General features: G+C 69.0%; 29 protein-coding genes. 23 read left to right on the forward strand and 6 right to left on the reverse strand.

Going from position 1 to position 25942, the window contains the following annotated elements; translation table 11 throughout:
• The 15 genes from rpsE to rplQ all read left to right on the forward strand — a co-directional run bounded on the left by rpsE (window position 1) and on the right by rplQ (window position 10234).
• Window positions 1-669, forward strand: a complete 669-nt coding sequence (gene rpsE / locus ACYVBN_RS00905; protein ID WP_440283638.1) for a 30S ribosomal protein S5 — start codon at window positions 1-3, stop codon at window positions 667-669.
• Window positions 669-851, forward strand: coding sequence for a 50S ribosomal protein L30 (gene rpmD, locus ACYVBN_RS00910; RefSeq protein ID WP_188839002.1), 183 nt, complete (start codon window positions 669-671; stop codon window positions 849-851). Before rpsE ends, rpmD begins: the two co-directional genes overlap by 1 nt.
• A gap of 4 nt (window positions 852-855) precedes the next feature.
• Entirely contained in the window at window positions 856-1314 is a 459-nt protein-coding gene (gene rplO / locus ACYVBN_RS00915) for a 50S ribosomal protein L15 (protein WP_440283639.1), read from the forward strand.
• 255 nt (window positions 1315-1569) lie between these two features.
• Entirely contained in the window at window positions 1570-2892 is a 1323-nt protein-coding gene (gene secY / locus ACYVBN_RS00920) for a preprotein translocase subunit SecY (RefSeq protein WP_440283640.1), read from the forward strand.
• Window positions 2893-2894: 2 nt separating this feature from the next.
• Window positions 2895-3470, forward strand: a complete 576-nt coding sequence (locus ACYVBN_RS00925; protein WP_460598925.1) for a nucleoside monophosphate kinase — start codon at window positions 2895-2897, stop codon at window positions 3468-3470.
• The gene (gene map, locus ACYVBN_RS00930) at window positions 3470-4312 is read left to right on the forward strand and encodes a type I methionyl aminopeptidase (RefSeq protein WP_460599779.1); all 843 of its coding nucleotides are present in this window, start codon (window positions 3470-3472) and stop codon (window positions 4310-4312) included. The genes ACYVBN_RS00925 and map overlap by 1 nt, the downstream gene beginning before the upstream one ends.
• Before the next feature lie 88 nt (window positions 4313-4400).
• Window positions 4401-5828 (forward strand): DUF7937 domain-containing protein, encoded by a 1428-nt coding sequence (locus ACYVBN_RS00935; RefSeq protein ID WP_460598926.1) that lies wholly within the window; start codon window positions 4401-4403, stop codon window positions 5826-5828.
• Window positions 5829-5887: 59 nt separating this feature from the next.
• Window positions 5888-6043, forward strand: a complete 156-nt coding sequence (locus tag ACYVBN_RS00940) for a hypothetical protein (protein WP_460598927.1) — start codon at window positions 5888-5890, stop codon at window positions 6041-6043.
• 244 nt (window positions 6044-6287) lie between these two features.
• On the forward strand, window positions 6288-6509 hold the full coding sequence (infA, locus tag ACYVBN_RS00945; RefSeq protein ID WP_006946284.1) for a translation initiation factor IF-1: 222 nt from the start codon (window positions 6288-6290) through the stop codon (window positions 6507-6509).
• Window positions 6510-6573: 64 nt separating this feature from the next.
• A complete protein-coding gene (gene rpmJ / locus ACYVBN_RS00950) occupies window positions 6574-6687 on the forward strand; it encodes a 50S ribosomal protein L36 (RefSeq protein ID WP_019286332.1) in 114 nt (37 codons plus the stop codon).
• A 216-nt stretch (window positions 6688-6903) separates the two neighbouring features.
• Window positions 6904-7278, forward strand: coding sequence for a 30S ribosomal protein S13 (gene rpsM / locus ACYVBN_RS00955; protein WP_325548875.1), 375 nt, complete (start codon window positions 6904-6906; stop codon window positions 7276-7278).
• 65 nt (window positions 7279-7343) lie between these two features.
• On the forward strand, window positions 7344-7748 hold the full coding sequence (gene rpsK, locus ACYVBN_RS00960) for a 30S ribosomal protein S11 (RefSeq protein WP_171153451.1): 405 nt from the start codon (window positions 7344-7346) through the stop codon (window positions 7746-7748).
• Window positions 7749-7780: 32 nt separating this feature from the next.
• Window positions 7781-8389 carry a 30S ribosomal protein S4 gene (rpsD, locus tag ACYVBN_RS00965; protein WP_440283645.1) on the forward strand — a complete coding sequence of 203 codons (609 nt, stop codon included), beginning with the start codon at window positions 7781-7783 and terminating at the stop codon, window positions 8387-8389.
• 183 nt (window positions 8390-8572) lie between these two features.
• Complete coding sequence (locus tag ACYVBN_RS00970; protein WP_460598928.1) at window positions 8573-9592, forward strand: DNA-directed RNA polymerase subunit alpha; 1020 nt, start codon at window positions 8573-8575, stop codon at window positions 9590-9592.
• A gap of 66 nt (window positions 9593-9658) precedes the next feature.
• Window positions 9659-10234 (forward strand): 50S ribosomal protein L17, encoded by a 576-nt coding sequence (gene rplQ / locus ACYVBN_RS00975; protein WP_440283647.1) that lies wholly within the window; start codon window positions 9659-9661, stop codon window positions 10232-10234.
• 75 nt (window positions 10235-10309) lie between these two features.
• Here rplQ and ACYVBN_RS00980 read toward each other — a convergent pair whose 3' ends face one another.
• The gene (locus ACYVBN_RS00980) at window positions 10310-11470 is read right to left on the reverse strand and encodes an MFS transporter (protein ID WP_460598929.1); all 1161 of its coding nucleotides are present in this window, start codon (window positions 11468-11470) and stop codon (window positions 10310-10312) included.
• A gap of 82 nt (window positions 11471-11552) precedes the next feature.
• On the opposite strand from ACYVBN_RS00980, the gene ACYVBN_RS00985 reads away from it, so the two are divergent.
• Complete coding sequence (locus tag ACYVBN_RS00985) at window positions 11553-12383, forward strand: tRNA pseudouridine synthase A (RefSeq protein ID WP_460598930.1); 831 nt, start codon at window positions 11553-11555, stop codon at window positions 12381-12383.
• On the opposite strand, the gene ACYVBN_RS00990 is transcribed toward ACYVBN_RS00985, so the two are convergent.
• The gene (locus ACYVBN_RS00990; protein ID WP_460598931.1) at window positions 12317-13384 is read right to left on the reverse strand and encodes an alpha/beta hydrolase; all 1068 of its coding nucleotides are present in this window, start codon (window positions 13382-13384) and stop codon (window positions 12317-12319) included. The genes ACYVBN_RS00985 and ACYVBN_RS00990 overlap by 67 nt on opposite strands.
• Before the next feature lie 129 nt (window positions 13385-13513).
• Here ACYVBN_RS00990 and ACYVBN_RS00995 point away from each other — a divergent pair, with 129 nt between their 5' ends.
• Entirely contained in the window at window positions 13514-14890 is a 1377-nt protein-coding gene (locus tag ACYVBN_RS00995) for a WS/DGAT/MGAT family O-acyltransferase (protein WP_460598932.1), read from the forward strand.
• Between the two features lie 54 nt (window positions 14891-14944).
• Here ACYVBN_RS00995 and ACYVBN_RS01000 read toward each other — a convergent pair whose 3' ends face one another.
• Both ACYVBN_RS01000 and ACYVBN_RS01005 read right to left on the reverse strand, forming a co-directional pair.
• Window positions 14945-18412: a phosphodiester glycosidase family protein gene (locus tag ACYVBN_RS01000; protein WP_460598933.1), complete on the reverse strand. Its 3468-nt coding sequence runs from the start codon at window positions 18410-18412 to the stop codon at window positions 14945-14947.
• A 113-nt stretch (window positions 18413-18525) separates the two neighbouring features.
• Window positions 18526-18696 (reverse strand): hypothetical protein, encoded by a 171-nt coding sequence (locus ACYVBN_RS01005; protein WP_460598934.1) that lies wholly within the window; start codon window positions 18694-18696, stop codon window positions 18526-18528.
• Window positions 18697-18882: 186 nt separating this feature from the next.
• On the opposite strand from ACYVBN_RS01005, the gene ACYVBN_RS01010 reads away from it, so the two are divergent.
• Window positions 18883-20583, forward strand: coding sequence for an ABC-F family ATP-binding cassette domain-containing protein (locus ACYVBN_RS01010; protein WP_460598935.1), 1701 nt, complete (start codon window positions 18883-18885; stop codon window positions 20581-20583).
• Here the strand turns inward: ACYVBN_RS01010 and ACYVBN_RS01015 are convergent.
• The gene (locus ACYVBN_RS01015) at window positions 20580-21152 is read right to left on the reverse strand and encodes a winged helix-turn-helix domain-containing protein (protein WP_460598936.1); all 573 of its coding nucleotides are present in this window, start codon (window positions 21150-21152) and stop codon (window positions 20580-20582) included. The genes ACYVBN_RS01010 and ACYVBN_RS01015 overlap by 4 nt on opposite strands.
• 226 nt (window positions 21153-21378) lie before the next feature.
• Here ACYVBN_RS01015 and rplM point away from each other — a divergent pair, with 226 nt between their 5' ends.
• The 3 genes from rplM (at window position 21379) to glmM (ending at window position 23994) form a co-directional block, all read left to right on the forward strand.
• Complete coding sequence (gene rplM / locus ACYVBN_RS01020) at window positions 21379-21828, forward strand: 50S ribosomal protein L13 (RefSeq protein ID WP_440283659.1); 450 nt, start codon at window positions 21379-21381, stop codon at window positions 21826-21828.
• Between the two features lie 34 nt (window positions 21829-21862).
• On the forward strand, window positions 21863-22369 hold the full coding sequence (rpsI, locus tag ACYVBN_RS01025; protein WP_440283660.1) for a 30S ribosomal protein S9: 507 nt from the start codon (window positions 21863-21865) through the stop codon (window positions 22367-22369).
• A gap of 269 nt (window positions 22370-22638) precedes the next feature.
• Window positions 22639-23994: a phosphoglucosamine mutase gene (glmM, locus tag ACYVBN_RS01030; RefSeq protein ID WP_460598937.1), complete on the forward strand. Its 1356-nt coding sequence runs from the start codon at window positions 22639-22641 to the stop codon at window positions 23992-23994.
• Window positions 23995-24009: 15 nt separating this feature from the next.
• Here glmM and ACYVBN_RS01035 read toward each other — a convergent pair whose 3' ends face one another.
• Window positions 24010-24558 (reverse strand): NADPH-dependent FMN reductase, encoded by a 549-nt coding sequence (locus ACYVBN_RS01035; RefSeq protein ID WP_440283662.1) that lies wholly within the window; start codon window positions 24556-24558, stop codon window positions 24010-24012.
• Between the two features lie 109 nt (window positions 24559-24667).
• On the opposite strand from ACYVBN_RS01035, the gene ACYVBN_RS01040 reads away from it, so the two are divergent.
• Window positions 24668-25273 (forward strand): TetR/AcrR family transcriptional regulator, encoded by a 606-nt coding sequence (locus tag ACYVBN_RS01040; RefSeq protein ID WP_460598938.1) that lies wholly within the window; start codon window positions 24668-24670, stop codon window positions 25271-25273.
• Between the two features lie 148 nt (window positions 25274-25421).
• Window positions 25422-25847: an organic hydroperoxide resistance protein gene (locus tag ACYVBN_RS01045; RefSeq protein ID WP_440283664.1), complete on the forward strand. Its 426-nt coding sequence runs from the start codon at window positions 25422-25424 to the stop codon at window positions 25845-25847.
• The last annotated feature ends 95 nt before the right edge of the window (window positions 25848-25942 follow it).

Consider the following 25942-nt stretch of genomic DNA (forward strand, 5'->3'; position numbering starts at 1 on the left):
ATGCCTGGACCCCAGCGTCGAGGCGCTGCCGGCACCGGCAGCAGCTCGAACGACAACACCAACGACCGTCGCGACAACCGTCGCGGGGGCCGGGACAACGACCGCGGCGGGCGCCGTGGTGGCGACGACCGCAACCAGTATCTCGAGCGCGTCGTCACCATCAACCGCGTGGCCAAGGTCGTGCAGGGTGGTCGCCGCTTCAGCTTCACCGCCCTCGTGGTCGTCGGTGACGGTCAGGGGACCGTCGGTGTCGGCTACGGCAAGGCCAAGGAAGTCCCGTCCGCCATCGCCAAGGGCGTCGAGGAGGCGAAGAAGTCCTTCTTCCGCGTCCCGATGATCGGCGGCACCATCCCGCACCCGGTGCAGGGCGAGGAAGCCGCGGGCGTCGTCCTGCTGCGTCCGGCCAGCCCCGGTACCGGTGTCATCGCCGGCGGCCCGGTGCGCGCCGTGCTGGAGTGCGCGGGTATCCACGACGTGCTGTCCAAGTCGCTCGGCTCGGACAACGCGATCAACATCGTGCACGCGACGGTGACCGCGCTGAAGGGCCTGGAGCGCCCCGAGGCCGTCGCCGCCCGCCGCGGGTTGCCGCTGGACCAGGTTGCGCCGGCAGCGATGCAGCACGCGATGGCCGACGCCGCCGCTGCGCAGAGCGACAAGGCAGGTGCCTGATGGCAAATACGCTGGTTGTGACGCAGATCCGGTCCGAGATCGGTGGCAAGCCGCAGCACCGGGAGACTCTTCGGTCCCTCGGCCTGAAGCGGATCGGCCACACGGTCGAGAAGCCGGACAGCCCGGAGTTCCGTGGCATGGTTCGCGCGGTCGCTCACCTGGTGACCGTCGAGGAGAAGTGAAGCAATGACTGAAGAGAAGACGCACGCACTGAAGGTGCACCACCTGCGTCCTGCTCCCGGCGCCAAGACCGCCAAGACCCGCGTGGGTCGCGGTGAGGGCTCGAAGGGCAAGACCGCCGGTCGCGGCACCAAGGGCACGAAGGCGCGTTACCAGGTGCCCGAGAGCTTCGAGGGTGGCCAGACGCCGCTGCACATGCGACTGCCGAAGATGCGGGGTTTCAAGAACCCGTTCAAGGTCACCTACCAGGTCGTCAACCTGGACAAGATCTCGGCGCTGTTCCCCGACGGCGGCGACGTCACCGTCGAGGACCTGGTCGCCAAGGGCGCGGTCCGCAAGGGCCAGCCGGTCAAGGTGCTCGGCACCGGGGAGATCACCGTCGCGGTGAACCTCACCGTGCAGAAGTTCTCCGCGTCGGCCAAGGACAAGGTCGAGGCTGCGGGCGGCACGATCACTGCCGCCTGAAGCGGTTCGTGACCATTCACAGCTGAAACGCTCCGCGGGAACGACGGGATGACACGTCTCGTTGTTCCCGCGGGGCGTTTCGCGCTCCCCAACGGCTCACCCGGTGAGCCCGCCAGGTAATCTCTGGCGCAGCCAGCCAACACGTGCCACTGCCGACCGGTGGGGGCCCGGCCGGCTTCATGGTTCCCAACGGGACCAGCCGGCACTTGTCACGGCATACCTTCTTGCGCGGAGGTAGGCCCAGGAGGACTCACGTTGCTCAACGTCTTCGGCCGCGCGTTCCGCACGCCCGAGCTGCGGAACAAGATCTTGTTCACGCTGGCCATCGTCGCGGTGTTCCGGCTGGGCTCGCACGTGCCCGCGCCCGGCATCAACTACACGGCCGTGCAGGCCTGCCAGAACGGCTCGGGCGGTCAGCAGTCGCTGCTCGGCCTGGCCAACCTCTTCTCCGGCGGTGCGTTGCTGCAGCTGTCGATCTTCGCGCTGGGCATCATGCCCTACATCACCGCGACGATCATCGTGCAGCTGCTGACCGTCGTCATCCCGAAGTTCGAGCAGCTGAAGAAGGAGGGGCAGTCCGGTCAGGCCAAGATGACGCAGTACACGCGCTATCTGACGATCGGGCTGGCGATCCTGCAGTCCTCGACCCTGGTCACCGCGGTGCACAACAACCCGCAGTCGATCCTGGGCAACGGTCCGGCCTGCGCCAACATCATGACCGACGGCGCGATGCCGACGCTGATCATCATGGTGCTCACCTTCACCGCCGGCACCGGCCTGATCATGTGGCTGGGTGAGCAGGTCACCGAGAAGGGCGTCGGTCAGGGTATGTCGATCCTGATCCTCGTCTCCGTCGCCGCTCGGGTGCCGGCCGAGATCTGGTCGATCCACAACCAGGGCTGGGGCAAGTTCCTCGTCGTCGTGGTCATGGGCCTGGTCATCCTCACCGTCGTGGTCTACGTCGAGAACTCCATCCGGCGGCTGCCGGTGCAGTACGCCAAGCGAATGATCGGCCGGCGGATGTATGGCGGGACGTCGACCTACATCCCGCTCAAGGTCAACATGGCCAACGTGATCCCGATCATCTTCGCCAGTTCGTTGCTGTCCCTGCCGGTCATGGTCGCGCAGTTCACGAACCCGCAGGGAGGGACCAAGCCGCCGGCCGGTTGGGCGGAGTGGATCTTCAACAACCTGGGCAAGAGCGACCACCCGTCGTACATGATCGTCTACACGCTGCTCAACGTGTTCTTCACGTTCTTCTACGTGTCGATCACTTACCAGCCCGACGAGGTGGCCGACGGTCTGAAGCAGTCCGGTTCCTTCATCCCGGGTGTGCGCGCGGGCAAGGCGACCTCGAAGTACATCAACTACGTGCTGTCCCGGATCACCGTCGGCGGCGCCATCTATCTCGCGATCATCGCGCTGATCCCGCTGATCGCCCTTGCCTTGGTGGGGACCAACCAGAACTTCCCGTTCGGTGGCGCTTCCATCATCATCCTCGTAGGTGTCGGTCTCGATACCGTCAAGCAGATCAACTCCAAGCTGCAGCAGCACCATTACGAAGGGTTCCTGAGATAACAATGCGCCTCATCATTCTGGGTCCGCCTGGTGCGGGCAAGGGCACGCAAGCCGAGCGGATCTGCGGATCACGAGGCATTCCGCACATCTCGACCGGTGACATCTTCCGGGACAACATCCGCCGGGAGACGCCGCTCGGCAAACAGGTCAAGGGCATCCTCGACGCGGGCGGCTACGTCACCGACGAGATCACCAACCAGATCGTCGCCGACCGGCTGGCCGAGGACGACGCGCGCGACGGGTTCCTGCTGGACGGTTACCCGCGCACCCTGGCGCAGGTCGAGGCACTGGACACGCTGCTGTCCGGGTGGGGACACCAGCTCGATGCCGTCCTGGAGTTGCAGGTAGCCGAGGAGGAGCTGATCGCCCGGCTCGTCAAGCGTGCGGAGACCAGCGGCCGCACCGACGACAACGAGGACGTCATCCGCGAGCGGCAGCGGATCTACACCGAGGAGACGGCTCCACTGGTGCGCGTCTACACCGAGCGACAGCTCGTGGTGCCGATCGACGGCATGGGCGAACTGGACGACGTGGCCTCCCGGATCGACGCCGCGCTGGACGGGCTCGCGACCGCGTGATCTTCGGCCGCGAGCGGCTGCCGGTCAAGACGCCCGAGCAGATCCTGCTGATGCGCCGTGCCGGCCTGGTCGTCGGGGAGTGCCTGCAGTGGTTGCGCGACTCGGCCCGGGCTGGCATGACCACCGGTGACCTGGACCGGCAGGCCGAGGACTTCATCCGCGGCCATGGCGCGACGCCCAGCTTCCTGGGCTACTACGGCTTTCCGGGCACCTTGTGCGTGTCGGTCAACGACGAGGTCGTGCACGGCATACCCGGTGCTCGTGTGCTGGAGGACGGCGACCTGGTCTCCATCGACTGCGGCGCGATCGTCGACGGCTGGCACGGAGATGCCGCCATCACGCTCGTCGTCGGTGGGGATGCTGCCGCTCGTGCCGAGGACCTGCAGGTGTCCGCCGCGACCCGGCGCGCGCTCTGGGCCGGCATCGCCGCACTACGGCCCGGCATCGGCATCTACGAGTTGGGTGGCGTGATCGAGGACTCCGTGCGCGACAGTGCGCGGGCGGACGGGCGTCGCTACTCGATCATCGACGGCTACACCGGGCACGGCATCGGCACCGAGATGCACATGGAGCCCACCGTCCACAACGAACGGGTGCGGATGCGGGGACCGCAGGTGCGTCCCGGCGCGACCGTCGCGGTGGAGCCCATGGTCACCCTGGGCACCCACGAATCCCACGAGCTGAGTGACGAGTGGACGGTCGTCACCGATGACGGGTCACGAGCGTCGCACTGGGAACACACGGTGGCCGTGACGGACGGTGGGCTCTGGGTGCTCACCGCGGTCGACGGGGGAGCCGCCGAACTCGCCGCCGTGGGCGCGACGTTCGCTCCGCTGGAATAGCCGCTCCGCATTGCCCGATTCCTGTCGCGGGCGGATCGACTGTGGTTACCATCGCCAGAGCACGACCACCACGGCATACAGGGGATCAGTGGGGGAGGGGACGTTCGTGGACGGTGCGGCGCACACCGAACAGGCTGCAGTGGCAGCCGCCCGCGGCTGGGACATCGCACGCCTGGTCCTAGGCTTCGTCACGCTCACTGTTGCCTTCAACGGCACCTGGCATCTCGCCGGTGACCGTGACGAGACCGGTCCGACCGCGCTGGCCGTGATCGGGCTCATCGCCGCCCTCGTCGCGCTGGTCGTCGATCTGGTGTTGCAGCGCGCGGTCATCGGGCAGGACTTCGACCCGGTGTTGCGGCTGGGCATTCGATCGATCCTGGTGGCGACGGTGGTCGTCTACTCGGTCTACGACCTGGTGCACGGCGAATTCCAGGACACCAGCGCAGGATTCGGGACCTTCGGGCACCTCATGCCACCCGTGGGGTCGGGACCGGTCCTGGCCCTGGCGGGCGCGGCCCTCGTCCTCATCGGGCCGTGGAAGGACCGGTGCGCCGGATCAGCCGACGCGTGGCGGCACGCTGGCGCACTAACCGCCGTCCTGGCCGCGATCGCCAATACCTACCAAGGCGTCCGCGCGGTGGCGGCGGCCAACGACACCGGCAAGGGCGTGGCGCTGCCGATTGCCAGCTGCAGCACGTGGTTCGCGCTGGCGGTCGGATCGGCGGTGCTCGGCGGGGCGCTGCTCACCCGCCGCCGCACCACCTGGCCGGTCGCCTCGCTGTGCGTGCCGTGTTGGGTCATCGTCTTCGCCTGGCAGACCGGTCTGAACTCCTCGTACGACGGCAGCGTCCTGGCCGGTCTGGACCTGTTGCTGAAGTCGTTCGGCACGCTCGGTGTGGGTCTCCTCGTACTGGCGCTGGTGCTCGCGGCGGCACCGGCCAACTCGACCACCGCCGCGGCAGCACCGGGACAGCGGTGGCGCGACGCCGCACGGGGCCTCACCCTCACGTCGGCCGGCTCGCTGCTGGTCCTGGCGATCCTCGCCGGCGCCTACCTCGGCGTCGATGACACCAGCTGGGGCGTCACCTTCTCGACGATCGGTACGGGGAGCGGATCGGACGCCGGCGACGCCGGTGCGGGCACGGGCGGCTTCGGCGCCGACGGCCCGCTGGTCTGGATCCTGGTGTGCGCCCTGGCGCTGGCGGCCATCGCGCTCGTCGCATGGTCCGCATCCCGGCGCCTCGATGCCGCGCCCGTCGTGGGTGTCACCTGGGGCGTGCTGACGTTCCTGACGATCGGGATCACGTTGCTGTCCTCGGAAGCGTTGCGTTATCTGGTCAGCAGCGACTTCCTGGTGGTCGGGCGCTCGGTCGGGACACTGGCCGCCGGAACGCTGATCGCCCCGGCCGCCGTCGCGTGCGTCTCGGTGCTGCCGGCGTCCGTGCGCCATACCGACCCGGCGCAACGGGGCGGCCCGGCGACGCCGGCGAACCCGCCCGTCGACCCCTCGACATGAGCCACTGCCCGGAGAGGCCGGGCGGACCTCCTCGCTGCGGCGACGAAAGGAAGCACACCATGCCCGAGACACCGGACGAGACACCGGACGAGACCTCCGACCGTCACACCGACGGCTGGGCCGCGTGGACGCCGAAGCCCGATGAGCCGGTCCGGCCGCCGCAACGGACGCTGGACGAGATCGCGGCCGACCGCGAGGACCCGCCCGAGAAGTGACCTTTCGGGCAGCCGCCCCCGGTCTCGCCGATTTGGGGCGGCTGCAGGTCGCCGGGTAGACTGGTCCGTCGGGTCTGGAGTGTCTGCTTCCACGCGCACGGTCGACCGCCATCCGCTTCGGGGTTTTCCACCAACGAACGCGGTCAGGCGTGTGTCCGCGCACAGGCAGTGCACGGCATACCCGACGCAATTCAGGGGCATTCTCAACCGGAGGGTGCCTCGCCACAGAATCAGTTAGGAAGGCATGGCCAAGAAGGACGGTGTCATCGAGATCGAGGGCACGATCGTCGAGGCCCTCCCGAACGCGATGTTCCGGGTGGAGCTGACCAACGGTCACAAGGTGCTCGCGCACATCTCCGGCAAGATGCGACAGCACTACATCCGGATCCTCCCCGAGGACCGTGTGGTGGTGGAGCTCAGCCCGTATGACCTGACCCGCGGCCGGATCGTCTTCCGCTACCGCTGATTCGTCGGCACGTTCGCCCCGCCACCGCTTCCCGCGGTGGCCTGACTTCAAGACAAAAGGTGCGATGAAGGTCCAGCCGAGCGTCAAGAAGATTTGCGACAAGTGCAAGGTGATCCGCCGCAACGGTCGGGTCATGGTGATCTGCGAGAACGCTCGCCACAAGCAGCGTCAGGGCTGATCACCTGCACGACTCGCGTCTTCGCACAACGGACGCAAGAAGTGAACAACTGAAAATCCTTTCGATTCGCGTGGTCCACACTTCACGTCATACGAGCACTTCCGACGTGGACGTCACCCCGGGCGCAGAGGCCCGGGACCCAGCAATCCAGCCACTCCGGCTGACGCGGGACCGATCACGCACCACACCTCTGCGAGACAACAGGAGAAATGCCTGATGGCACGTTTGATCGGTGTCGACCTGCCGCGCGAGAAGCGCGTCGAGGTTGCACTCACCTACATTTTCGGCGTCGGCAAGACCCGCGCCGCCGCGGCGCTGGAATCCACCGGCGTCAGCCCGGACACCCGTGTCCGCGACCTCTCCGAGGACGAAGTCGTCAAGCTGCGTGACTACCTCGAGGGCAACTACCGCCTCGAAGGTGACCTGCGGCGTGAGATCGCCTCTGACATTCGCCGCAAGGTCGAAATCGGTTCCTACCAGGGCCTGCGCCACCGCCGGGGTCTGCCCGTGCACGGCCAGCGCACCAAGACCAACGCTCGCACCCGCAAGGGCCCGAAGCGCACGGTCGCCGGTAAGAAGAAGGCCAAGTAATCCCCTCGCGTTCCACGCGACCGGGACACCTCTCACCACATCGTCTTTAGTTTTCAGGAGAATTCATGCCTCCCAAGAGCCGTCAGGCTTCCGGCGCCAAGAAGGTGCGCCGCAAGGAGAAGAAGAACGTCGCTGCGGGTCACGCCTACATCCGCAGCACCTTCAACAACACCATCGTCTCGATCACCGACCCGACCGGTGCGGTGATCTCCTGGGCGTCGGCCGGTCAGGTCGGCTTCAAGGGCTCGCGCAAGTCCACCCCGTATGCCGCGCAGATGGCCGCCGAGGCTGCCGCGCGTCGGGCGATGGACCACGGCATGCGCAAGGTCGACGTCTTCGTCAAGGGTCCGGGTTCGGGCCGCGAGACCGCCATCCGTTCGCTGGCCGCTGCCGGCCTCGAGGTCGGGGCGATCTCCGACGTCACCCCGCAGCCGCACAACGGCGTCCGCCAGCCCAAGCGTCGTAGCTGAGCGACCCAGACTTTCCTAAGGAGATTTGACTCATGGCCCGTTACACCGGCCCGATCACCAAGAAGTCGCGTCGCCTCAAGACCGACCTCGTCGGTGGCGACAAGAACTTCGAGATGCGCCCCTTCCCGCCCGGCCAGCACGGCCGTGGCCGGGTGCAGGAGAAGGAATACCTCACCCAGCTGCAGGAGAAGCAGAAGGCTCGCTTCACCTACGGCGTCATGGAGAAGCAGTTCGTCCGCTACTACAAGGAAGCCGCACGTCGTCCCGGCAAGACCGGTGAGAACCTGCTGGTCATCCTGGAGTCGCGCCTGGACAGCGTCATCTACCGCGCCGGCCTGGCCCGCACCCGCCGTGCGGCCCGCCAGATGGTGACCCACGGTCACTTCGAGGTCAACGGCAAGCGCGTCGACGTCCCGTCCTACCGGGTGGAGCAGTACGACATCATCACGGTCCGTCAGCAGTCGCGGGAGAAGTTCCCGATCCAGCTGGCGCGCGAGACCTTCGGTGAGCGGCAGGCCCCGGCCTGGATGCACGTCGTGCCCGAGACGCTGCAGATCCTGATCCACTCGCTCCCGACGCGCGAGCAGATCGACATTGCCCTGACGGAGCAGCTCATCGTGGAGCTCTACTCGAAGAACTAAGTCGTCTGGCTTCAGGCCGAGTGACGCTCGAAACGTCGAGTGACGCAGTGACACCTGCGTCACTCGACGTTAACGACGTCAGTCGCCCGCCATACACGTCAATAGCGGCCGGCGAGGACAGAGTCGCCTGCCGAGTTCACAGGGCTTCATATAGCGGTTGCCCTGAGGAAAGGAAAACAAGAAGTGCTTATCGCACAGCGCCCCACTCTGAGCGAGGACGTTGTCTCCGACAACCGCTCGCGTTTCGTCATCGAGCCGCTGGAGCCGGGCTTCGGCTACACGCTCGGCAACTCGCTGCGTCGCACCCTGCTGTCCAGCATCCCGGGTGCCGCCGTCACCAGCCTGCGCATCGACGGCGTGCAGCACGAATTCTCCACGATCCCCGGTGTCAAGGAAGACGTCACCGAGATCATCCTGAACGTCAAGGGTCTGGTCGTCTCCTCCGAGCACGACGAGCCGGTCGTGATGTACCTGCGCAAGCAGGGCCCGGGCGAAGTCACCGCCGCCGACATCGCGCCGCCGGCCGGTGTCGAGGTGCACAACCCCGAGCTGCACATCGCCACCCTGAACGACAAGGGCAAGATCGAGATGGAGCTGACCGTCGAGCGCGGTCGCGGCTACGTCTCGGCGCAGCAGAACAAGTCGGCTGACCACGAGATCGGCCGCATCCCGGTCGACTCCATCTACTCGCCGGTCCTCGCCGTGACCTACAAGGTCGAGGCCACCCGTGTCGAGCAGCGCACCGACTTCGACAAGCTGATCGTCGACGTGGAGACCAAGAACGCCATCGCCCCGCGCGATGCCATGGCCTCCGCCGGCAAGACGCTGGTCGAGCTGTTCGGCCTCGCCCGTGAGCTCAACGTCGAGGCCGAGGGCATCGACATGGGCCCGAGCCCGACCGACGCCGCGCTGGCCGCCGACCTGGCCCTGCCGATCGAGGACCTGGACCTGACCGTCCGCTCCTACAACTGCCTCAAGCGCGAGGGCATCCACACCGTGGGTGAGCTCGTCGGACGCAGCGAGGCCGACCTGCTGGACATCCGCAACTTCGGTGCGAAGTCCATCGACGAGGTCAAGGACAAGCTGGTCGAGATGGGCCTGCAGCTCAAGGACAGCCCTCCCGGGTTCGACGCGAGCGCCATTGCGGACCGTTACGACGACGAGGACGCCGACGGCAGCTTCGCCGAAGACGAGCAGTACTGAGAAACGCCACCACAGATCGGTGAATCATGTTGCGCTGCAGCGTGATTCGACATACAAGGAGTATTCATGCCTACCCCAACCAAGGGTCCCCGTCTCGGTGGCGGCCCCGCGCACGAGCGGCTGATCCTGGCCAACCTGGCGCAGGCACTGTTCGAGCACGACCGCATCACCACCACCGAGGCCAAGGCCAAGCGCCTGCGCCCGCTGGCCGAGCGCCTGGTGACCTTCGCCAAGCGCGGTGATCTGCACGCCCGTCGCCGGGTGATGACCGTCGTCCGCGACAAGGGCGTCGTGCACCGTCTCTTCACCGAGATCGCGCCCGACATGGCCGACCGCCAGGGTGGTTACACCCGCATCACCAAGATCGGTCCTCGCAAGGGCGACAACGCCCCGATGGCCGTGATCGAGCTCGTCCGCGAGCCGGTCAACGCCAAGCCGAAGCGCGCCGTCGTGGCCGAGGCCGAGGCCGCCACCCAGCGTGCGGTCAAGGAGGACGAGGCCGCTGCCGAGACCACCGACGAGTCGACCGATGCGAGCGCTGACGTCACCGCGACGGTGGACGCCGAGCAGTCCGTGTCGACCGAGGAGCCGTCGACCGAGACCGTCGGCGACGAGCAGGAGGCCGGCTCCGAGAAGGAGTGACCCACCTGTCTTCGGACACCCAGACCTGGCCCGGATCCGCTGCTGCGGATCCGGGCCAGGTTGTTCCCGCGCAGATCAGGCCGCGACGACCAGCCGGTCCCGGTCGAACGCCTTGGCCAGCGGGAGCAGCGCGACCAGGAGCACGACGGGCACGGCATACCCGATGCGCAGCGACCCGGTGCCGATCGCGCCGGTGAGGACCGAGCCGATCAGGGCGCCGACGTAGTTGAACTGGTTGAAGCGGGCGATGACCGCATCGGTGCGCGCCCGCGTGAGCTCCGGCGTCAGGTCGCCCGAGCCGCGTGCTAGCGTCGCGGCCGCGGAGTAGGACAGCGGTGCCACGACAGCGATGCCGGCGCCCAGCACCAGGAAGCCCGCGATGCCCACCGGCCAGCTGGGTGCGACGACGACGATGGCCAGCCCGATGACGGCGATCAGTGCGCCGCTGCGCAGCAGTCGCGCCGCGCCGAACGCATCGGTGAGCCGGTCGCCGGCGACCCGGGCCGCCAGCGATGCCACCAGGTAGGGCAGGGTCGCGAGCGCGACCAGGCTCTCGGGCGCCGCCAGCGTGTGGTCGAAATAGACCGATCCCCAAGTCGTCGAGGCGGTGTCGACGGTGTAGAAGATCACGCACGCCGCACCGACGAGCAGGATCGGCCGCCACGGGATGCCGGCCGCCGCATCGGGATCCGGGGCGGTGCCCGATCCGGGCAGGAATCGTGCGAGCGCCGCGGCGAGCGGCAGGAGCGCCAGACCACTGGACAGGGCGGCGATCGAGGCGTGCGGGAGTGCGAGCGTCAGCAGCGTCCCGGTGATGCCACCGGCGGTCCACGCCCCGTGGAAGGACGGCAGCACGGTACGTCGGAGCTGGTGCTCCAGGGAGACCGCCTGCATGTTGGTGGTCGCATCCACGATGCCGAGCGCCACGCCGTAGATGGCCAGGCCCAGGACGAGCACCGGGATGCCGGGGGCGATGCCGCTGACCAGCAGGGCGACAGTGATCGCGAGAAGACCGGCGCGCAGCAGGAGCGCGCTGCCGCGGCGGGGGGCGACCTTCTCGGCCAGCAGAGATCCGCAGCCGGCCAGCAGCACGATCATCAGCATGAGCAGCGTGAGGCCGAGTTGCGAGATGCCCCAGTGCTCCTCGAACTTCGGCAGGCGCGTGGTGAGCGACAGGAAGACACAGCCCTGGACGAAGTAACCGGCGGCGATCGCGGCGCGGGGGGAGTAGCTCACTCTCGGCATCCTGGCACGGCGGTCCGCGCCACGGGCGAAATTGGACGATTGACCATCTTCCCCGGCGGATAGGCTCCGAGCCATGCGACTGCGGATCGACTTCGGGTATGACGGCACCGATTTCTCCGGATGGGCCGCACAACCGGCACGGCGCACGGTCGAGCAGGTGCTGTCCGAGGCCCTCGGCACGATCCTGCGGTGCCAGCCGCCGAGGTTGACGGTCGCCGGCCGGACCGACGCGGGCGTGCACGCCCGGGGCGCGGTGTGCCATGTCGACGTCGACGAGCAGCTGTATGACACCCTGCCGGGTCGTTCTGCACGCAGCCCGCACGAGGCGGCGGTGACCAGGCTCGGCGGGGTGCTTCCCGCCGACGTCGTGGTCCACCGGGTCGCCGCCGCGCCGGACGGTTTCGACGCCCGTTTCTCGGCGGTCTCGCGGCGCTACAGCTACCGACTGGTCGACGACCCGGCCGCCCTGGACCCGGTCCGTCGCCGTGACACGGTCGTGGTGCGCGGCCCGCTGGGGGTCGACGCCATGAATGCAGCCGCGCGCACGCTGGTGGGGCTGAAAGACTTCGCCGCATTCTGCAAGAAGCGGGAGGGCGCGACCACGGTGCGCACGCTGCTGGACTACCGCTGGCACCGCGATGCCGACGGCGTGCTGACCGGCACGGTGCTCGCCGACGCGTTCTGTCATTCGATGGTGCGATCGCTCGTGGGCGCCGTGGTGCCCGTCGGGCTGGGGCGGCATACCGCGCAGTGGCCGGCGGAGGTGCTCACCGCCGGCCGGCGCGATCCGGGCGTGACGGTGATGCCGCCGCACGGTTTGTGCCTGGAGGAGGTCCTCTATCCGGCGGACGACGAACTGGCCGCCCGTGCCGAGGAGTCCCGGGCGGTGCGCGAACTGCCCTGAGCGGCAGGCAGATTCGCTCGTACGAACCGCCCGACCTCACGCATCGCCCGGGCCGCCTCGGGCACCCAGGAGGCGGCGGCCTGGAAGACGTGCACCTGGCCGGTCCAGATCTGCAGCTGGGTGGGGACCCCTGCCGCTGCCAGCCGGTCGGCCATCTCCTCGGCGTCGGGTCGCAGGATCTCCCGCGACCCCATCTGGAGGAGCACCGGCGGCAATCCGCGCAGGTCCGCGTCGATCGGGCAGATCCGGTCGCCGCTGGTCTCGTGCTTGGCGTCCACTCGTGCCACCAACCGTTGCAACGCCCGGCAACTGCGCACCGTGAACAGATCGCACTCGTCCCGGTGCGGGCTGGCCGCCTTCCGCTCGGTGCCGATGTCGAGCAGTGGCGACAGGCCGGTGAGGGACGCGGGCATCGGCAGGCCCTCGTCCCGCAGCGCGAGCGCGACCGCGAACGCCAGGTAGCCGCCGGCCGAGTCGCCGACGATGCTGATCCGGTCGGCGGGGTAGCCCTGGTCCAGCAGCCAGCGGTAGCCGGCGAGGCAGTCGGCGATCATGCCCTCCAGGGTGACCGCGGGCAGCATCCGGAAGTTCACGTTGAGCACCGGGAGCCGGGTCACCCGGGACGTGGCGGCGACGAGCCGGCGGTGGGAGGCCAGGCTGCAGACGATGAACGCTCCGCCGTGCAGATAGAGCACCGCGCCGTCGTCGCGTGCTCGGGAGGCGCGGATCCACTCGGCATCGCAGGGTCCGAGCTGCACCGTCGACACCGACGTCCCGACGGGCAGCGTCAACCGGTCGGCCGTGCGGTCCAGCAGGGGTGACAACCGGGACAGCGCCGGTGCGTAGCTCCAGGCGTTGAGGGCCGGTTTGGCCACCGCGTGCAGGCCGCCCGCCAGGGCCGCCGACCGCCGGCTGGTCCGCGGGAACTTCGTCCGGACCGCGGGCGCACCGACCGCCTCACCGGCCCCCGGCCGGATCGTCGGTCTGGCAGTCGACGTCATGGTGCAAGCCTCCGTCCGGGATGCGATCGGTCCGCGGGGTGAATCGTTCCTGTCCAGCGCCCTACCCTAGGCATACGGCCCGGTAACAAGCGGGACCATCAGCGGAGAGGCGGCTTTCGGATGCCGGGAATGGGACCTGTCGACGCGGGCTTCCTGATGATCGAGTCGCGCGAGCACCCGATGCACGTCGGCGGCCTGCAGTTGTTCACGGTGCCCGACGGTGAGTCGGCGACCTGGGTGCGCGACCAATTCACCGCCCTCGAGCCGGAGCAGATCAGCCCGCGGTTCCGGCTCAGACCCCAGGACCCGGTGGGTCTGCTCGGGAACTTCCGGTGGTCGGTCGACGCCCGTCTCGACCTGGACCATCACATCCGGCGGTCCGCCGTTCCCGGACCGCACCGGTTGCGAGAGCTGTTCGAGCTCACCTCGCGCTGGCAGGGTTCGCTGCTGGACCGGCACCGGCCGCTGTGGGAGGTGCACACCGTCGAGGGGCTCGAGGACGGCCGGGTGGCGGTCTTCTCCAAGATCCACCATGCGCTCGTCGATGGCGTCTCCGCGCTGCACCTGATGCAGCGGGCCTGCAGCCCCGACCCCGACGCGCAGGACTGTCTGCCGCCGTACGCACTGCCCGCCGCGGAGGTGGAAGCCGCCGCCACCGCCCCGCGCACCGGCCACGCCCTGCCGGACGCCGCCGCGGTGCTGCGCAGTGGCATCGATCTGGCCGCGGAGCTGGCCAGCATCGGCCCCACCTCCCTCAAGGTGGCCTATCGGTCACTGCGCGACACCGGGCTCACCACGCCCTTCGACGCACCGCGGACCATCCTCAACGGCCGGATCGGCGGGGCCCGCCGGTTCGTGGCGCAGACCTTCGAGCTCGGCCGGTTCCGGGCCATCGCCGACGTCTGCGAGGTGTCGCTGAACGACGTGGCGCTGGCGGTCTGCGGCGGCGCGTTGCGGCGCTACCTCGACGAGCTCGGCGACCTGCCGGACCGGTCCCTGACGGCCATGTGCCCGGTGAACCTGCGCGACGAGACCAGTGAGGTCGGCGGCAACGAGATCGGCGCGATGATCGCTGCGCTCGGCACCGACGTCGTGGACCCGGTCGAGCGGCTGGAGGTCATCCACGAGTCGACGACCGCCGCCAAACGGACGATGCGCGAACTCACGCCGTTGCAGCTGCTGCTGATGTCGGGTTACCACATCGCCGGTCTGGGCCTGTCGATGCTGCCTGGCTACGGCCGGGTGGGCCGGCCACCGTTCAACGTCGTCATCTCCAACGTGCCGGGGCCGCGAAAGCGGATGTATTTCAACGGTGCTCGCCTCGACGGCACCTATCCCGCGTCGATCCCGTTCGACGGCATGGCGATGAACATCACCCTGGTCACGTATGACGACCAGGTCGACTTCGGCATCACCGCATGCCGCAGCAGTGCACCGTCGGTCCAGCGGATGATCCACCACGTGGCGGACGCGCTCGCCGAGCTGGAGGACGCCGCACGCGGGTAGGCCGAGAGTGCGCTGGGGCGCACCTTCGGCATACCCGCGCGGCGCCGGGCGGCGTCAACCGACTTCGATGGTGGCCCGCTTCGTCACTCCGTTGACGGTGACCGTGAGTGTCGCAGTGCCGCGTCGTATGCCGGTGAGCTTCCCGCTGGCCGGGTCGAACGCGACGACGGCCCGGCCGTGGGCGTCGCCGATGCGTACGCCGTCTCCGCCCCAGGCGGCGCTGACCGGCCAGGCGACCGGGACGGTGCGCGTCTCGTCCTGACTGATCGTCGCGGTCGCCTCGCCGCTGGCGCCAACCGCCAGCTGCGACGGGGCGGAGAGATTCAACGCGTCGACGCGGGCGTGAGTCTCGTCCCGCAGCCACGGCAGCCGTGCTCCGGTCCGCGGCACGGTGCCCACGACGCCGGCGCCGGGATCGATGCCCAGCATGGTCCAGCCGGTGAATCCGCCCTGTTCAGGCGAGCCACTCGGGGTCTTGCCCGAGTTGCCGTTGATGATGCGGGTGACGCCGTCCGCGGCGTCGGTGAAGAAGATGCCGACGTGACCGTTGACCTGTGCGATCGACTTGCCGCTGGTCGCGGTGAAGTGTGCCAGCGTCCGCCGCAGGGCGGCCGCCTCGTAGCGGTCACCGAGCTGGGACGCCTTGTCGGGTTGCGGGTCATCGACGGGGTGATGGTTGAAGACGAGCACGCCGGTGATGCGGGGGTTGCGCGCCGCGTCGGCAAGCTGCTCCTGGAGCATCCGCAGCTGCTCGGTCGAGCCGCCCGGATGCAGGGTGCCCGACGACGAATCGAGCGTGATGATGCGGGTGCGGCCGAGGTCGCGATGCGTGGACGTGGCACCGAAGACGTTCTGGAAGTTGCTGATCGGGCCGCCCATCACCTCGTGGTTGCCGGGCACGTAGACATAGGGCACGCGGTCGCCGACCTCCTCGTCGAGGACCTGCTTGGCGAAGGCGATGTCCGCCGGTGAACCCTCGTCGACGAAATCACCGTCGATGACCAGCAGGTCCGGCTTCGCCGCGACTATCTCCCGCAGGGCGCGGCGTCCCGCCGCAACGATCGGCGAATCGGGGTCGCGGGCGACGAACTGGGTGTCGCTCATCACGGCGATCCGCTGCGGGCTGTGGTCGGTCGCACCGGCGGCCACAACGGCGGGATCGGTCGGCCAGGGTGTGTCCGGCAGCGTGACCGCCGGTGGGACCTGGGCGGTCAGTCCGGCGACCGCGAGCTGGTCGGTGTAACTGGCGTCCGACCGCGTCTCCATGAAGCGGATCTTGGTGAGCGTGATCGGGTATGGCGTGCCGCCCGGCACCGGGAAGCGCACCTGCTGCCAGCCGTTCCAGGTGACGATCGGGTTGCTCGCCCCCTGCTCGGGGTCGAGGTTGGTCGTGGTGCCGTCACCCTTGGTGATCATCAGCCGCGGCCACTCACCCTTGCCAGTGCCCTTGATCCACAACGCCAGAGCCTGCGGCTGCCCCGGGACGGTCAGGGGTGCGGGCGGGACGGCATACGCGCCGCGGGTGGCCGTGGTGGTGCCGAAGTCGAAGCCGAGGGCGAGCCCCTGCGGTGCGCCGGTGTCGCCCCCGGGTCCGTCGACCGGCGTGACGGAGCCGGTCGCGCGGTCGGCGGCGAACGTCCAGGAGGACGCGTCGGTGAAGTCGGCAAGGGTCTTCTCGTCATACCCGACGGTGACCGGGACGGTGAGGTCGTGTCCCGCCACGGTGAAGGTGATTGAGCTCGAGAGCTTGCCGGCGTTCGGTGTGACGGTGAATCCGGACGGGCCGTCGGCGGTGACGGTGATGCCGTCGCCGGCGTGAACACGCACGTCCCGTGTCTCGACAGGAACGGTGAAGCCGTCGGCGTCCGATGCCGTCAGGGTGAGACTACGGCTGACGTCGCCGGACGGGAGGGACAGCACCGCGACGGACGGCGTCAGCCGCATCACCTTGCCGTGCACGGCGATCGGGACGGCAGCGCGGTGGCGCCCGGCGCGGAAGGTGACCGTCCCCGCACCGGTCGCGCGGCCACGCACCACCGTTTCGGCGGAGTCCGCGGTGACGGTCTGTAGCACCCGGCCCGGGGTGGCGGTGAAGTGGCCACCGCCCTGCGCCGGGCCGAGGTCCGCGGCGAGACGCGTGCCGTGCACCGTGCGGCTGAGCCCGATGAGCGTGTCGTTCGCCCCGTCGGCGGGGAGTCCGGCGGCCGGCTGCAGGACGGGCCGCACGACCACCGATGTCGAGGGGCCGCTCGCAGTGGACCGGAAGACGAGGGCGTTGGACACGTGCCGTTCCGTCCCGTCCGATGGGCGGCCGACGACGGAGAGACCGGACGCGCCGGCCGCACGCGCGACCATGGTGGTCGAGCCGCCGCCGTCCAGATTGATCGCGTTCCAGGCGCCGAGGTCGGCCAGGAAGTCGGTGAGCTCCTGGATCGTCATACCGTGACTGTCGCCCTGGCGGCCGTCGAGGCTGACCACCCACAGGCGGCTGCCGTCCTTGCTGATGCCGATCGCCGTACGCGCGGCGGTGACCTGGTCCTCGGTCGTCTTCCGGCCATCGGTGAGCAGGCGCTGGCTGCCGCCGACGGCCAGGTCGACCGGTGCACTGGCCTTGACCGTCAGCTCGACGTGGGTCCCGACGGCGAGGGACGCCAACCGTTTCGTCGCGGCACCGCGTGCCACCAGCAGCGAGCTGCCGGACGGTATGTCGGCAGGCTCCTCGAGCGCGGATCGCTCGTCGCTGACCGCCGTGACGGTGCTGTTCACGACGGTCACAACACGGACCGGTTCGTTCGCCGTCAGCAGCCGCCCGATCGGGTAGCGGCCCCACAGCGAGGTGAAGAGGCCGACTGAACCCGCTTGGAACGTAGGCGAATTCACCGCTGCGATCTTCGTGGTGACACCGTCGGCGCGGAGGGTCGCGGCGGACATCAACTCGCGGATCGCGGCCTTGCCGGCGGTGACGGTGAAGGCCTGCCGTGCCGTGGCTCCTGCGTTGTGCACCGTGCCGTCGGCGATGTCGGTGCCGACCGGGGCATCGGACGCATTCATGTCGTAGTAGTCGCCGTTGACGGCAGCGACCACCTGCGGCTGATCGGCGAACTCACTGACCGGCGCGTTCGCACCCGACACCGCGCCCCCGTCGGACAGGCCGAGCGACAACGACGGTGTGTCCAGATCCGCGGTCATCACCCGACCGGTCACCCAGCCACCCGGTTGGAGGCGCTGGAACGAGGTCAGGTCGAGACCGGGCGCAACAGCGGTCGAACGCCGGCGCAGATAGACCGAGTCGGCGCCGTCCAGTCCCCGGATGTCGTCGGCAGTGGCCGGCCGGTGGCCGGCTCGCGGATGAGCCGCCGACGAGTGGGCTGCCGCCGCGGTGGCCGGTGCGGTGGCCGGTGCCGCAGCGGCCCGGCCTGCCGGTGCCGCCAGCGCGCATGCGACGAGCGTGGCGGTAGCGAACGCGACCACGCTGTGCGGCAGCCGGATGGACGAGGAAAGCCTGCGACGGGGTGAGTGCACCCACCACACCTTGGTGGCACATCACGCCATTGGCAAGAGTTTCTCTCTTCCGGTCATGAAATGTTCATTATTGACATGGCGGCCGAGGCCGGGACGTGCTCAACGACGCGCGCTCACACCCACGGGCCCTGGTCCCGTTGCTGGCGAGTGCCGTACGCCTTGGCGGCGCCGTTCTGCAGCGCATTGTGATTGTCGACGCCCGACCCGCTGCCGTCACCGCCACCCCCTCGGCTGCGTTGCAGCAGAAGCATCCCGCCGCACAGCGCGACGAAGACGATCAGCACGATGATCCAGAATATGACTTCCTCCCTGTCGGGATCGAAGCTCGATCCCGTTCGATGCAGTAGACCACTTCGGCCGGAGCTGTGGTGGGCATGTCACCGGATCGATATCGAGACGACCGGGCGCCGGTGGTGTGTTGGACGAAACCCGGATGACGTGGCACCGCGCATAGGTGATGCTTGACGGTCGTGGGTCATATCGATGTCAACGCAGTGCACTACTTCCTGCCCGACGGCCGGCCGTTGCTCGGCGGTGTCAGCCTGCGCGTCGGCGAAGGCGCCAAGGTGGGACTGGTCGGTCCGAACGGCACCGGCAAGACGACGCTGCTGCGGATCATCGCCGGGGAGCTCGATGCGCACGAAGGCGCCATCACCCGTTCCGGCGGCCTGGCCGTCATGCCGCAGTTCATCGGCCGGGCGCGCCCCGAGGTCGAGGACTTCAGCGTGCGCGACCTGCTGCTGACCGTTGCGCCGGACCGGATCCGCGTGGCGGCCAAGGCGGTCGACGAGTCCGAACTGGCCATCATGCAGCGAGACAACGAGCCTGCCCAGTTGGCCTATGCGCAGGCGCTCGCGGACTGGGCCGAGGTGGGAGGCTACGACTGGGAGACGTCATGCGACGTCTGCACGGTGTCGGCGATCGGCATACCGTTCGATCGCGCGCAATTCCGTGACGTGTCGACGCTTTCCGGCGGCGAGCAGAAACGCATCGTCCTCGAGGCGCTGCTGCGCGGCCCGGAGGAGGTGCTGCTGCTCGACGAGCCGGACAACTCCTTGGACGTGCCGACCAAGCGGTGGCTGGAGACGCAGCTGGAGTCCTCACCCAAGACGGTGCTCTTCATCAGCCATGATCGCGAGATGCTGGCCAACGTCGCCACGCGCATCGCGACGCTGGAACCCGCTGCGGCCGGTGCCCACGCATGGGTGCACCCGGGTGGCTTCGCCACCTACCACCAGGCACGCGTCGACCGGATCGACAAGCTGGAGGAGCTGCGCCGGCGTTGGGACGAGGAGCACCTGAAGCTCAAGCAGCTCGTGCAGATGTACAAGGTCAAGGCGGCATACAACTCCGACATGGCGGCGCGCTACCGCGCCGCGCAGACACGATTGGCGAAGTTCGAGGACGCCGGACCACCGGAGGTGGTGCCGTTCGAGCAGCACGTCAGCATGCGGTTGTCCGGTGGCCGCACCGCGAAACGGGCGGTGATCTGCGAGGGGCTGGAGCTCGCAGGGCTGATGAAGCCGTTCGACCTGGAGGTCTGGTACGGCGAGCGGGTGGCGGTGCTGGGCTCCAACGGTTCGGGCAAGTCGCACTTCCTGAGGCTGCTCGCCGCCGGTGGTTCAGATCCCGACATCGAGCACCGCCCGGTCGGCGACAACCCGCCGAAACCGGTCGAACACCACGGCGTTGCGCGGCTCGGGTCGCGAGTTCGTCCGGGCTGGTTCGCCCAGTCCGCCCAGGCGGCCAGCACGCACGCGTGGGACCGGCGGACGCTGCTGGAGATCCTGCACCGGGGCGACGAGCACCGCGACGGCATGCCGCGGGAACAGGCTTCCCGTGCGCTCGACCGCTACGAGCTCGCCCGCGCGGCGGAGCAGACGTTCGCGTCGTTGTCGGGCGGTCAGCAAGCGCGCTTCCAGATCCTGCTGCTGGAGCTGTCCGGCGCCACCTTGCTGCTGCTGGACGAGCCCACTGACAACCTCGACCTGCACTCGGCCGAGGCGCTCGAGGCCGGTCTCGACGCGTTCGACGGCACCGTCGTCGCGGTGACTCACGACCGTTGGTTCGCCAGAGGATTCGACCGCTTCCTGGTCTTCGGATCCGATGGCAGGGTCCGTGAGACGCCCGAGCCGGTGTGGGACGAGGAGCGCGTCGAGCGGACCCGTTAGCCGCCACTCGGCGGCGGGTCGACCGGCAGCAGTCCGGTGTATGCCGCCACCCTCCGGGCTCCGGGGGAGCCGGCTCCGGCGCGGCGGTAGCGCTCCATGACCTCGGCCATCTCGGCGGCCAGCGCGGTCAGTTGCTCCGTGGTCACCAGCACGGCGTGATCGGCCAGCCCGCAGTGCTCCTGCCAGGTGGCCGGCCAACGGCCGCTGTCGTCGATCCAGGCGCCGGCGCGTTCGGCGAAGTGCTCGATGTAGTCGCGCTGCAGCCACTGCTCGGCGGCCAGATCGTCCTCGTCCAGCGCCTCGGGTTCGGCACGACCCGCCGGTTCGGCAGCAGCCCACACCCGCCGCTTGCCGGTGCCGGTGCCGGTGTCCTCGATCAGGCCCGCCTCGGCCAGACGGCGCAGGTGATAGCTGGTCGCACCCGTGTGCGTATCGAGCGCGCGTGCCAGGTCGGTGGCCGTTGCACGCCCGTGCACCCGCAGCTGGGCCAGCAGCCGGGAGCGCAGCGGGTGGGCGAGGGCGCGCAGTCGGTCCGACCCGGGGGAACGGGGCTTGTCACGCGACGGCATACATGCACAATAGTTGTGCACACATTCGATGTAAACCCTCGGCGATGCGGCAACAGGGCAGCGAAAACCGTTGCGAAACTGCAGGATTCGTCCGATTTGGGTGGTATGACGCCCCCTTCGTAGAATGGACGTCTGTTGTGCATCGCGCGCAACCACCGACCAACCACCGACATGAGGGCGGCCAGCGGCTGCCCTCGAGTCACGATCAACAAGAAAAGGCAGACTCGTGCGTACCTTCACGCCCAAGCCGGCGCAGGTCCAGCAGGACCGCGTGTGGCACGTCATCGACGCCACTGACGTCGTCCTCGGCCGCCTGGCCTCCCAGGCCGCGATCCTGCTGCGCGGGAAGCACAAGCCGACCTTCGCGCCGCACGTCGACACCGGTGACTTCGTCATCATCATCAACGCCGACAAGGTCGCCCTGACCGGTGCCAAGCTCGAGAAGAAGAAGGCCTACAGCCACTCCGGTTTCCCGGGCGGTCTGAAGTCCACGTCCTACACCGAGCTGATGGCCAAGAGCCCCGCCAAGGCGGTCGAGAAGGCCATCCGCGGCATGCTGCCGCACAACTCGCTCTCGCGTCAGCAGCTGAGCAAGCTCAAGGTCTACGCCGGCCCGGAGCACCCGCACGCCGCGCAGCAGCCCCAGCCGTTCGAGATCACTCAGGTCGCGCAGTAAGCGCCCGCCCGGACTTCCAAGGAGAATTGACAAGATGACCGACCAGACGCAGGTCGACGTCCTGGAGGACGACGAGCCGCAGCTGACCAGCTACACCTCCGAGTCGAGCACCGCCCCGGCCGGCGACGAGCCCGCCGCCCGCCCGAGCGCCTCCGCGCCCGGCGCCGGCACCGGCCGCCGCAAGCAGGCCATCGCCCGCGTGCGCATCGTCCCCGGCACCGGTGAGTGGAAGATCAACGGCCGCAGCTTGGAGGAGTACTTCCCCAACAAGGTGCACCAGCAGATCGTCAACGAGCCGCTGAAGGTCCTCGAGCTCGACGGCGCCTACGACGTGCTCGTCCGCGTGCACGGCGGCGGCCCCTCCGGCCAGGCCGGCGCCGTCCGCCTCGGTGTCGCGCGTTCGTTGAACGGCGTCGACGAGGAGCTCAACCGCCCGGCACTGAAGAAGGCCGGCTTCCTGACCCGTGACGCGCGCGTCCCGGAGCGCAAGAAGGCCGGTCTGAAGAAGGCCCGCAAGGCCCCGCAGTACTCCAAGCGCTGAGCACTGCTTCTGGCACTGCGCACGGCCCCGGCGAGCACTTCGCCGGGGCCGTTCCGTATGTCGCCCGGCGGGCAGCCGTGGGCAGGCCAACCGGTGGCGCCCGTCATACGTCGAACATCATGGGTCGGCCAGACGCCCTATGCTGCGATTTACCGGCGCGTGCAGCTGTCGCTTACCCTGCTGTGGGCTGTTCGACGGTCGTCCGACCGTTGTCGGACGGCACACCGGCGCTTCCGCGCGCCGGAGTCTTCGAGAGTTTGAGGTGATCCATGGGGCGCTTGTTCGGCACCGACGGGGTGCGCGGCCTGGCCAATCGGGACATCACGGCGGAGCTCGCCCTGGACCTGTCCGTGGCCGCGGTGCGCGTGTTGTCCGAGGAGGGCGAGTTCGCCGGTCACCGACCCACGGCCGTCGTCGGTCGTGACCCGCGAGCGTCCGGTGAGTTCCTGGCGGCCGCCACCATCGCGGGCCTGGCGTCCGCCGGTGTCGACGTCTACGACGCCGGTGTGCTGCCGACGCCGGCGATCGCGTTCCTGACCGCAGCGGCCGGTGCCGATCTGGGCGCGATGCTGTCCGCCTCGCACAATCCGATGCCCGACAACGGCATCAAGTTCTTCTCCCACGGCGGGCACAAGCTGCCCGACGCGACCGAGGACGCCATCGAGGCCCGGCTGCGCAGCGACTGGGAGCGGCCCACCGGCGACCAGGTCGGCCGCATCAAGCCGTTCGCCGAAGGCGCCGAGCGGTATGTCGCCCACCTGCTCCATGCCATGCCACACCGGTTGGACGGGCTGCACATCGTGCTCGACACCGCCAACGGTGCCGCCTGCACGATCGCCCCGGAAGCCTTCGAGCGCGCCGGAGCCAAAGTCACCCTGGTCGGCGCTGAACCCAATGGTCTCAATATCAACGACGGTGTCGGGTCCACGCACCTGCAGGACCTGTGCCGGCTCGTGCCGCAACTGGGTGCGGACTTCGGCCTCGCCTTCGACGGCGACGCCGACCGCTGCCTGGCGGTCGACGCCACCGGCGCGGAGGTCGACGGCGACCAGATCATGGCCATCCTGGCGCTCGACCTGCACGAACGACACGCGCTCGCCGGCGACACCCTGGTGGCGACGGTGATGAGCAACGAGGGCCTGCTGCAGGCGATGGCCGGTGCCGGCATCACCGTCAAGCGCACCGATGTCGGCGACCGCTACGTGCTGGCGGAGATGCGCCGCGGTGGCTACTCGCTGGGCGGTGAGCAGTCCGGCCACGTCATCCTGCTCGAACACGGCACCACCGGCGACGGCGTGCTGACCGGCCTGATGCTCGCGGCTCGCGTGGCCTCGACCGGCTCCTCGCTGCGCGAACTGGCGGCCTGTATGACGCGCCTGCCGCAGTATCTGGTCAATGTCCCAGGAGTCGACAAGCACGCCGTCGACGGGCATCCGGTGGTGCAGTCGGCCGTCGCCGACGCCCAGCGCGACCTCGGCGGGCTCGGCCGGGTTCTGCTGCGCAAGTCCGGCACGGAGCCAGTCGTCCGTGTCATGGTCGAAGCCGCCTCGGCCGAGCGGGCCCAGCAGATCGCCCAGCACCTGGCCGGCGTCGTCGCCAGTGAGCTGGCGCTGACGCCGGCCTGAGGGGACCCGTCGGGATCAGGCCGCCGAGCTGGTCGTCTCCGTCGCCTGCACCAGCGCGGTGACGGTCGCGCGCAGCGCGGTGCTGATCGGCTCGTGGGTCGCGATGTCGACGTCGGCCAACTCGCCGAGGGCGAACGTGGCGCTGGCATCCGCCAGGGGGCGGCCGCCGGCAATGGTGACCGCGAGGTGCGTGTGCTCCACCACGGTGGAGGTGTTGTGGGCCGCGGAGGACACGGCCACCGGCTTGCCGCTGAGCGATGACTGGCCATAGGGCCGCGAGGCCCAGTCGATCGCGTTCTTCAGCACCGCGGAGAGGGTGCCGTTGTTGGCGGGGGACAGCAACAGTGCCGCGTCGGCGGTGCCGAGCTGGGTGCGCAGTTGCTGCACCGGCTCGGGCGCGGTCTCGGTGTCGTTGTCCTCGTTGTAGAACGGCAGCGTCTCCAGGTAGTCGATGATCTCGACCCGGGTGTTCTCCGGGGCGAGGTCGGCGACGACGTCGGCCAACTGCCGGTGAATGGACGCGGAGCGAGGACTGCCGACGAGGACGGCGAGCGTGGTGGTCATGGGGGCCTCTCGAGGTGGCGGGTGGAACGGACGAAACAACTAAACGGACCATAGTCCGCTTTTCTTCCCGGCGGCAACCCGGCAGCCGTCCGGATGGGAGAATGTGGTCATGCCCACACCACGCCCGCTGCCGATGGCGACGATGCCGCCACGGGTCCGCCGGGACGCGGCGGCCAACTCCGACCGCATCCTGGCCGCGGCGCGCACGGTGATCGAGCGCGATGGTGTCGAGGCGCTCACCATGGACGGGCTCGCCGCCTGCGCCGGTGTCGGCAAGGGGACGATCTTCCGGGCGTTCAGCAGTCGTTCCGGCCTGTTCGCCGCACTCACCGACGAGACCGAGCGCGAGTTCCAGCAGGCGCACATGACCGGCCCCCCGCCGCTCGGCCCCGGCGCCCCGCCACTGGACCGGCTGCTGGCCTATGGCGCTGCCCGGCTGCGCATGGACCGGTTGCACGCCCGGCTGATGCTCGCCGCCGCGCAGGCGCCGATCGACAAGTTCTCCGTCCCGGCGCGCAAGGTCTCGGCGATGCACCTTCGGATGTTGCTGCGGGAGTGCGGAGTCGAGCGCGATGTCGAGGTGCTCGCCGAGTCGTTGCTCAGCATCCTGGACGCCGACGTCACTCATCATCTGACGACCGATCGCGGGATGTCCCAACCGGATCTCTTGGCGGGATGGCAGTCGCTGGCCCGGGCGATCGTGAGGGGCCGCTGAACGACGCGTGTCCTGCCCGGGGGTTGCCGCACGCCCCACACGAGCGATGTGTGAAGGTCGTACTACACACATCGGCGGACAGACCGGCGTCCTCTCGGCGTTGCGGTGAGTCCGACGAGGTGGCCACTTCCTCTCGAAAGGCGATGAGATGTCCGAGAAAGTCACTGAGGTCCTCTACACCACTGCGGCCACGGCCAAGGGCGGCCGCGAGGGCAACGTCAAGAGCGCCGACGGCGTGGTCGACCTGCCGCTCGGCAAGCCGGGCAGCCAGGCCAACCCGAAGGCGAACCCCGAAACGCTTTTCGCGGCAGGCTATTCGGCATGCTTCTCCGGTGCGCTCAACGCCATGGCGCAGCAGGACGGCGTCGACGCGAGCGAGTCGACGGTGACGGCGGACGTCACCTTCGGCAAGACCGACACCGGCTTCGGCATCGCGGTCGCGCTGACCGCGAAGATCCCGGGTGTCGACGCGGCCAAGGCGCAGGAGCTGGCCGACAAGGCACACCAGTTCTGCCCCTACTCCAAGGCGACCCGCGGCAACATCGAGGTCACCGTCGTCGGCGAGCCCGCCTGAGGCACGACCCCACCCGGCGTGCGGCCGCTCGCTTGATGCCGAGCGGACACACAACGTACTGAGAGGACACGAAATCCGGCCCGCAAACGGGCGGA

This window comes from Flexivirga lutea (genome assembly GCF_054778955.1).